The organism is Micromonospora sp. NPDC005220, assembly GCF_040607895.1.
In the GTDB taxonomy this organism is placed as follows: Bacteria; Actinomycetota; Actinomycetes; order Mycobacteriales; family Micromonosporaceae; genus Micromonospora.
In genome coordinates this window covers 19,675-27,899 of record NZ_JBEXHP010000081.1, presented here as the reverse complement: position 1 = coordinate 27,899, position 8,225 = coordinate 19,675, and the positions used below count along the sequence as shown (strand labels likewise).

The 8,225-nt window shown below is 69.8% G+C and carries 6 protein-coding genes; all 6 read left to right on the top strand.

Annotated elements, in window-relative coordinates; genetic code table 11:
* The first annotated feature begins 254 nt into the window (after window positions 1–254).
* Entirely contained in the window at window positions 255–1,286 is a 1,032-nt protein-coding gene (locus tag ABZU52_RS24105) for a LacI family DNA-binding transcriptional regulator (protein ID WP_354973248.1), read from the top strand.
* 75 nt (window positions 1,287–1,361) lie between these two features.
* Window positions 1,362–2,666: an extracellular solute-binding protein gene (locus tag ABZU52_RS24100; RefSeq protein ID WP_354973242.1), complete on the top strand. Its 1,305-nt coding sequence runs from the start codon at window positions 1,362–1,364 to the stop codon at window positions 2,664–2,666.
* A 67-nt stretch (window positions 2,667–2,733) separates the two neighbouring features.
* Entirely contained in the window at window positions 2,734–3,702 is a 969-nt protein-coding gene (locus tag ABZU52_RS24095; RefSeq protein WP_354973241.1) for a sugar ABC transporter permease, read from the top strand.
* A gap of 1 nt (window position 3,703) precedes the next feature.
* Complete coding sequence (locus ABZU52_RS24090; protein ID WP_354973240.1) at window positions 3,704–4,591, top strand: carbohydrate ABC transporter permease; 888 nt, start codon at window positions 3,704–3,706, stop codon at window positions 4,589–4,591.
* Complete coding sequence (yicI, locus tag ABZU52_RS24085) at window positions 4,588–6,819, top strand: alpha-xylosidase (RefSeq protein ID WP_354973239.1); 2,232 nt, start codon at window positions 4,588–4,590, stop codon at window positions 6,817–6,819. Before ABZU52_RS24090 ends, yicI begins: the two co-directional genes overlap by 4 nt.
* Complete coding sequence (locus ABZU52_RS24080; protein WP_354973238.1) at window positions 6,816–8,225, top strand: GH1 family beta-glucosidase; 1,410 nt, start codon at window positions 6,816–6,818, stop codon at window positions 8,223–8,225. Before yicI ends, ABZU52_RS24080 begins: the two co-directional genes overlap by 4 nt.

The window sequence follows — 8,225 nt, the reverse complement described above, 5'->3', positions numbered from 1 at the left end:
CGCGGCGCGGGGCGGGCGGGGCGCGGCGCGGCGCGGGCGCGGCGCGGACGGGGCGCGGCGCGGACGGGGCGCGGCGCGGAGGGGGCGCGGGCTGGGTGAGGGCCTCACGGGACCGTTGAAGTCTTTTCGACATCGGCTATTGACGTCGCCGTAACAGGTGGCCTAGCGTCCTGTCGAACCGCTTCGTCGAAACGCTTCGACGAAGTCTCGGGAGCGGTCCCACCCCAGGCCGGAGGAGGTGTGCGGTGGCCACCATGCACGACGTCGCCCGCCTCGCCCAGGTCTCGGTCAGCACCGTCTCGTACGTGCTCACCGGCACCCGGCCGATCTCGCAGGCAACCCGCAACAAGGTGCTCGCCGCGATGGCGCAGCTCGACTACCAGCCAAACGCGATGGCCCGAGGGTTGGCCAGTCGCCGCAGCCGCATCCTCGGCCTGCTGATGCCGATGGACGAACGCGGCCTCGGCGCCACCGAGACCGCCTTCGTCACCGGTGCCGCCGCCGCGGCCAGCGCCGCCGGCTACCACCTGGTGCTCTCGCCGGTCGGCGGGGGCGACCTCGACGACCTGCGTCGGCTGGCCAGCCAGCGGATGCTCGACGGGGTCGTGCTGATGGAGGTCCAGCTGGCTGACGAGCGGGTCACCGTGCTCCAGGAGGCGGGGGTTCCGCTGGTGCTGATCGGCCGCACCGGCGACACCAGCACGCTCTCCTACGTCGACATCGACTTCGATCAGACCGTCCGGGAGGCCGTCGCGCACCTGGTCGGCCTCGGGCACCGGCGGATCGTCTACGTCAACCACTCGGCCGCCACGCTGGCCACCGGTTACGGGCCCGCGCTGCGTACCCGGGACGCCTTCACCGCGGCGATGACCGGGCACGGCCTGGAGCCGGTGATGATCGCGGCCGAGGACAGCGCCGCCGGCGGGCGGGCCGCGCTGGCCGCCGCGTTCGCGCAGGCCCCGGAGTTGACAGCGGTGTTGGCCATGAACGAGACGGCGATTTTCGGCATCCTCGGCGAGTTGACCGGCCGCGGGTTGTCGGTGCCCGACGACGTCTCCGTCGTCTCGATGGTCACCTCGCCGCAGGTCGCCGAGTTGGCCACCCCGGCGCTGACCGCGATGACGTCACCCGGTTCGGCGCTCGGCCGGATCGCGATCGAGGCGCTGACCCGCCACCTGGACGGCCCAGCAGACCTTCGTCACCAGCAACTGCTGCCGTGCGCGCTGGAGATCCGGGGCTCGACCGCCGCGCCACGAAGCCGCCAGCCCGTGGGGGCCGACAAGTAAATGGCCCGCCGCCGCGCTGCAACGCGACGACGGGCCCCGTGAAGTACCGGCTAGTACTCAACGAGGAGGATGGTAATGCAGCGATTCCACCGGCTTGTCGCCGCGATCGCCCTGGCGGCGACCGCGACGACCACCGTGGCCGCCTGCGGCGGTGGCGACAACGGGGACAACAGCGACGCCAAGGTTCTGAAGCTCTGGCACTACGAGAGCGAGAACAGCGCCATGGGGGTCGGCTGGGACCGGGCGATCGAGATCTTCAAGTCCGAGCACCCGGGCGTCGAGGTGCGCTTCGAGCGCAAGGCGTTCGAGCAGATCCAGCAGAACGCGGGCATGATCATCAACTCGTCCGAGGGCCCGGACATCATGGAGTACAACAAGGGCAACGCCACCGCCGGGCTGCTCTCCTCCCAGGGTCTGCTGGCCGACCTGAGCAGTGAGGCCGACAAGCGCGGCTGGGCCGGCAAGCTCAGCCCCAGCCTGCAGACCACCGCCCGGTACAGCGACAAGGGCGTGATGGGCTCCGGCAAGTGGTTCGGTGTGCCGAACTACGGCGAGTACGTCACTGTTTACTACAACAAGGACCTGTTCCGGAGCAACGGCGTGAAGGTCCCGACCACCATGGCCGAGATGACCGCCGCGATGGACACCTTCGTCAGCAAGGGCGTCACCCCGCTGGGCATGGCCGGCGCCGAGTACCCGGCCGGGCAGCTCTTCTACCAGCTCGCCCTCTCCAAGGGCGACCGGCAGTTCGTCGACAACTACCAGCTCTACAAGAACCCGGTCGACTTCACTGCCGACCCGCTCAAGTACGGCGCGGAGACCTTCGCCCAGTGGGTGCAGAAGGGCTACGTCGCGAAGAACTCGGCCAGCCTCAAGGCCGAGGACATGGGCACCGCCTTCATCGGCGGCAAGGTTCCGATGATCGTCTCGGGTAGCTGGTGGTACGGCCGGTTCAAGACCGAGATGAAGGCCAACTGGGACACCTTCCTCTTCCCGGGCAACACGCTGCAGGCCGGTTCCTCCGGCAACCTCTGGGTGGTCCCGGAGAACAGCAAGGCCAAGAGCCTGGCGTACGACTTCATCGACATCACCCTGCGTCCGGAGATCCAGGACCTGATCGGCAACAACGGTGGTGTACCGGTGGCCGCTGACGCGTCCAAGATCAGCGACCCGAAGGACCGCAAGCTGATCGAGGACTTCAACACGGTCAGCAAGCAGGACGGGCTCGCCTTCTACCCGGACTGGCCGGTCCCCGGCTACTACGACGTGCTGGTCTCCGGCTTCCAGGGTCTGATCAACGGCTCGAAGACGCCCGACCAGGTGCTCGACACGATCGCCAAGCCGTACGCCGATGGCGTCAAGGAGATCACCGGCAAGTGACACGGCGAGCGGCGGGCGCGGCCGGCACGACCGGCGCGCCCGCCCGCCCCGTCGGGAAGGATCTTCCATGGCAGTCTCCGAGACGGTCGCCGCCACACCGCCGGCCGCGACCCCCACCCCGCCCGCGCCCAGCCGCCGACGCCGCGGACGCAACGCGGCGTACTGGCTCTACCTGCTCCCCGGAGCGGTGCTCTTTCTCCTGGTCATCGGCGCGCCGCTGGTCGGCACCCTGTATCTGTCGCTGACCAAGTGGTCCGGGATCGGCGACCCCCGGTGGGTCGGCCTGGACAACTACCAGCAGCTGCTGCAGGACGACGTGTTCTGGGCGTCGTTCCGCAACACCGTCTGGATGCTCGTCGCGATGGTGGTGGTGCCCACAGTGCTCGGGCTGCTGCTCGCCGCGGTGCTCTTCGACGTCATCGGCCGCCGGTTCAAGCCCCGCACCGCCGCCGCGCTGCGGGCCGCGTTCTACCTCCCGCAGGTGCTGCCCGTGGTGGTGGCCGGCATCGTCTGGGGCTGGATCCTCCGCCCCGACGGCGCGTTCAACAGCCTCCTCGACGCGGTCGGTCTCGGCGCGCTCCGCCACGACTGGCTCGGCGACCCGGGCACCGCCCTGCCGGCCGTGATGGCCGTGATGATCTGGGTGCAGATCGGCTACCCGGTGGTCGTCTTCATGGCGGCGTTGCAGCGGGTCGACCCCGAGCTGTACGAGGCGGCCGAGGTCGACGGCGCGAACTGGCTGCACCGGTTCCGGGCGATCACCCTCCCGCAGATCCGGCCGGAGACCTTCGTGGTCGCTCTGACCTGCACCATCGCCGCGTTGAAGGTGTTCGGGCCGATCTTCGCGTTGACCCGGGGCGGCCCGGACAACGCGACGAACGTGCCGTCGTACTTCGCGTACTACACGTTCTTCAAGAAACTGCAGGTCGGCTACGGCTCCGCGATCTCCACGGTGCTGACCCTGATCATCGTGGTGGTGGCCGGGATCTTCATCTGGATGCAGGCCCGCAGCGAGCGCCGGGACCGGGGGTTCTGACATGGTCGTCACGCTCACACCGAGCACCACACCGGTGACGCCGGCCCGGCCGGTACGCGATCGACACCACCGCGGCGTCAGCCGCTGGGTGGTGCTCGCCCTGGTCACCCTCGGCGCGCTCGTCATGCTGGTGCCGTTCGCGTTCATGCTGCTCAACGCGTTCAAGTCGCCCGGGGACTACTCGTCGGGTGGCCCGCTGAGCTGGCCGACGGAGTTCTACACCAAGGGTCTGCGCACGTACTGGACCGCTGTGAACTTCCCGCTCAAGTTCTGGAACTCGGCGATCATCGCCGGCTCCGTGGCCGTGCTCGGCGTGGCCGTGTCGCTGCTCAACGCGTACGCGCTGGGCATCGGCCGGGTCCGTGGCCGGCTGTGGATCGTCGGTCTCTTCCTGCTGGCCAACATGCTGCCGCAGGAGGCGCTGATCTACCCGCTGTACTACGTGGCGAAGCAGGTCGGCCTCTACAACACCCAGCTCTCGGTGATCATCATCTTCACCGTGATCCAGAGCGCGTTCGGCACCTACCTGCTCGCCTCGGTGCTGAGCACGTTTCCGCGCTCGCTGCTGGAGGCCGCCGCACTGGACGGCGCCGGCAAGTGGACGGTGCTGTGGCGGGTGGTCTTCCCCAACCTGAGGCCGACCCTCGCGGTGCTGCTCATCTTCTTCTTCATCTGGACGTGGAACGAGTTCCTCATCCCGCTGGTCATGCTGATCGACAACCAGACGCAGACCATTCCGGTCGCCCTCGCGTCGTTGCAGGGCGACCGGCTGATGGACGCCCCGACCACCAACGCCGGCGCGCTGATCAGCCTGGTGCCGGCCATCCTCTTCTTCCTCATCTTCCAGCGCACCCTGGCGCGCGGCATCACGGCAGGAGCCGAGAAGTGAAGTTCACCGACGGGTACTGGCAGCTGCGCCCCGGCGTCAGCGTCCTGCGACCCGGCATCGTCGAGTCGGTCGAGCCGGACGAGCGCGGCTTCACCGTCTTCGCACCGACCGGTCAGATCACCGGACGCGGCGACACCCTCAACCGCCCCCTGGTCACCGTCCGGTTCTTCTCCCCCGCCCCCGGCGTCATCGGGGTGACCATCGCCCACCACACCGGAGGGCTGCCCCGCGAGCCGCACTTCGGGCTGAGCACCGACGACACGCACCCGGTCACCGTCGACGTCACCGGGCTCAGCGCCACGCTGACCACCGGCGAGCTGACCGCGCGGGTCGCGCTGATCGACGGCTGGCGGGTCGACTTCCTGCACGGCGACCGGGTGATCACCGCGTCCACCGCGCGCAGCATCGGCGTCGTCACCGACGCCGAGGGCCGCCGGCACGTGCACGAACGGCTCGCCCTCGGTGTCGGTGAGACGGTGTACGGGCTGGGCGAGCGGTTCGGCCCGTTCGTCAAGAACGGGCAGACCGTCGACATCTGGAACGCCGACGGGGGCACCGCCAGCGAGCAGGCGTACAAGAACGTGCCGTTCTACCTCAGCAGCGCCGGCTACGGGGTCTTCGTGGACCACCCGGAGCACGTGTCGTTCGAGGTGGGCTCCGAGGTCGTCACGCAGACCCAGTTCAGCGTCGAGGGCCAGTCGCTGACCTACTACGTCATCGACGGGCCCCACCCGAAGGACGTGCTACGCCGGTACACCGCGCTCACCGGCCGGCCGGCCCGGATCCCCGCGTGGTCGTACGGCCTCTGGCTGTCCACCTCGTTCACCACCTCGTACGACGAGAAGACAGTGACCGAGTTCGTCGACGGGATGGCCGAGCGCGGACTGCCGCTGTCGGTGTTCCACTTCGACTGCTTCTGGATGCGCCAGTTCCACTGGGTCGACTTCATCTGGGACCCGGCGACCTTCCCCGACCCGGAGGGGATGCTGCGCCGGCTGCACGAGCGTGACCTGAAGGTGTGCGTCTGGATCAACCCGTACATCGCGCAGCGCTCGTACCTCTTCGAGGAGGGCCGCGAGGCCGGTTACCTGGTGCGCAACCCGGACGGCTCGGTCTGGCAGTGGGACAAGTGGCAGGCCGGCATGGCGCTTGTCGACTTCACCAACCCGGACGCGGTCAGCTGGTTCACCGGCAAGCTCAAGGCACTGCTGGACATGGGCGTCGACTGCTTCAAGACCGACTTCGGTGAGCGCATCCCGACCGACGTGGTGTGGCACGACGGCTCGGACCCGCAGCGGATGCACAACTACTACTCGTACCTCTACAACAAGGCGGTCTTCGAGCTGCTGGAGACCGAGCGCGGCGAGGGCGAGGCGGTGCTGTTCGCCCGTTCGGCCACCGCCGGCGGGCAGCAATTCCCGGTGCACTGGGGCGGCGACTGCGAGTCGACGTTCGCCGCGATGGCCGAGTCGCTGCGCGGCGGGTTGTCCCTGGCGTCGTCCGGCTTCGGCTACTGGAGCCACGACATCGGCGGCTTCGAGGGCACTCCCGACCCGGCGGTGTTCAAGCGGTGGGTCGCCTTCGGGCTGCTCTCCTCGCACTCCCGGCTGCACGGGTCCGGCTCCTACCGGGTGCCGTGGGCGTACGACGACGAGGCCGTCGACGTGCTGCGACACTTCACCCAGCTCAAGCTCGGCCTGATGCCGTACCTGGCGGCCGCCGCCGAGGAGGCGCACCGCGACGGTACGCCGATGATGCGGCCGATGTTCCTGGAGTTCCCGGACGACCCGGCGACGGCGTACCTGGACCGGCAGTACATGCTCGGCCCGGACGTGCTGGTCGCGCCGGTGCTCAGCGCCGACGGCGACGTCACGTACTACGTACCCGCCGGCACCTGGACGCACCTGGTCACCGGCGCGCAGGTCACCGGCCCGGCCTGGGTGACCGAGAAGCACGGCTTCGACAGCCTGCCGGTGCTGGCCCGACCGGGCGCGGTCATCCCGTTCGGCTCCCGCACCGACCGACCGGACTACGAGTGGTCCGACGATGTGCGGCTGCGGGTGTACGCACCGGCCGAGGGGCAGCGGACCCGGGTACGGGTACCGTCACCCGGCGACGGACCGGGCGCCGAGTTCGACGTGCGCTACGAGGGTGGGACGGCCAGTGCCGAACTGGTCGCCGGCGCCTCGACGGGCTACATCTGCGAGATCCAGGGGACGGAACGATGACGCGACACCACTTCCCGGAGAGCTTCGTCTGGGGGTCGGCGACGGCGGCGTACCAGATCGAGGGCGCGGCGACCGAGGACGGGCGCGGGCCGTCGATCTGGGACACCTACAGCCACACGCCCGGTCGGACTCTCAACGGTGACACGGGTGACGTGGCCGCCGACCACTACCACCGGTGGGCCGACGACCTCGGGCACATCGCCGACCTCGGGCTCGGGGCGTACCGGTTCTCCATCTCCTGGCCCCGGGTGCAGCCCGGCGGCTCGGGCCGGTTCAACCAGGCGGGCATCGACTTCTACTCGCGGTTGGTGGACGGGCTGCTGGAGCGGGGGGTCCGCCCGGTGGCCACCATGTACCACTGGGACCTGCCGCAGGAGTTGGAGGACGCCGGCGGGTGGGCGGTGCGGGAGACCGCGTTGCGCTTCCAGGAGTACGCGGCGGGCATCGTCGGTGCGCTGGGCGACCGGGTGCACACCTGGACGACGCTCAACGAGCCGTGGTGCTCGGCGTACCTGGGCTACGCCTCCGGGGTGCACGCGCCCGGTCGGACCGAGCCGGCGGCGGCGCTGGCCGCGGTGCACCATCTCAACCTCGCGCACGGTCTGGCCGGCCGGGTGGTCCGGGAGCTGGCTCCGTCCGCCGAGCTGTCGGTGACGCTGAACCTGCACGTCGTCCGGGGTGCCTCCGACTCGCCCGCCGACCAGGACGCGGTCCGGCGGATCGACGCGTTGGCGAACCGGGCGTTTCTCGGCCCGATGCTGGACGGGGAGTACCCGGCCGACCTGCTGGCCGACACCGCCTCCGTCACCGACTGGTCGTTCGTCCGCGAGGGCGACGAGAAGCTGATCGCGGTGCCGCTGGACGTGCTCGGGGTCAACTACTACTCCAGCACCCTGGTCCGGGCCTGGGACGGGGTGTCGGCCCGCTCCGACGCCGACGGGCACGGGGCGTCGACGTCCACGCCGTGGGTCGCCGCGGAGAACGTCGACTTCCTGCCGCAGCCCGGCCCGTACACGGCGATGGGGTGGAACATCGACCCGCCGGCACTGACCGAACTGCTGCTGCGCCTGCGGCGCGAATACCCCAGCCAGCCCATGATGATCACCGAGAACGGCGCGGCGTTCGACGATGTGGTGTCGGCCGACGGCCGCATCCACGACGACCGGCGGATCGACTACCTGCGTCGGCACATCGGCGCGGTGGCCGACGCCCGCGCGCAGGGCGCGGATGTGCGCGGCTACTTCGTCTGGTCGCTGCTGGACAACTTCGAGTGGGGCTACGGCTACGACCGGCGCTTCGGGATCATCCGGGTCGACTACGACACCCAGGTCCGCACCTGGAAGGACAGCGCCCACTGGTACCAGCGCCTCGCCGCCACCGGAAAACTGGACTCGGCGCAGGACTGA